This is a genomic window from Salinisphaera sp. G21_0, from assembly GCF_017744115.1.
Classification (GTDB): domain Bacteria; phylum Pseudomonadota; class Gammaproteobacteria; order Pseudomonadales; family Endozoicomonadaceae; genus Endozoicomonas.
Genome location: NZ_JAGHQW010000243.1, coordinates 1 through 617 on the forward strand (window position 1 = coordinate 1; position 617 = coordinate 617).

A 617-nucleotide genomic window follows, 5' to 3' on the forward strand; every position below is an offset into this window, starting at 1 on the left:
TGACTGTGTTTTTTCCCATTATAGCGATCACCATAATGAGTAGATATCCTCATCAGGTAATCCATTTTTTCTTGTGTGATAAGAGCATTAAAATCCTGAACAGGTTTTATTGAATGTCTTGGTGGATGGTTAGCAGAGCAGGCGTCAGAAGCAGGATAAAATTCATGACGCTCCGGGATATAGGGAAGTGGCGTATTCGCCCGCCTGACTGTGCCATACCTGTATCGCACACTCCCGGAAGCACCGGTATGATCATCCGGTTGATTATAATCATTACCTGATGTTGTGCATGTCCAACTTATACCAGCACCGCTCTTGTCCATAATTATATTTCATTAATTCATGAAAATATAAAATGTAGACTACTCTACGGCATCACCGGACAGCAGTTTTTACTGGCTTTTTTCTCTTCCTTTTTCTCTTTTTTGGTTTATTTATTTGCTCTTCTAAATATTCTTCAGCGGTAAAATAACAGTCATCCGAAAATTGTGCTCCTTCATCAGCAGTAAAATATGCATCATCTACCACCCAGTCGCCGCTGCTAAGTGACACAGAGCCATGGGCCTCTGGCGAGACGGCCAACTTTGTCTTTATTTGCTCAATAACTCTTGTCATTG

2 protein-coding genes are annotated in these 617 nt (G+C 41.3%); both read right to left on the reverse strand.

What is annotated here, in order from left to right; genetic code table 11:
- Positions 1–323: hypothetical protein (locus J7439_RS25865; RefSeq protein WP_209204929.1), on the reverse strand; the 323-nt coding region annotated here is incomplete at its 3' end.
- Positions 324–375: 52 nt separating this feature from the next.
- Positions 376–617: hypothetical protein (locus J7439_RS25870; protein WP_209204930.1), on the reverse strand; the 242-nt coding region annotated here is incomplete at its 5' end.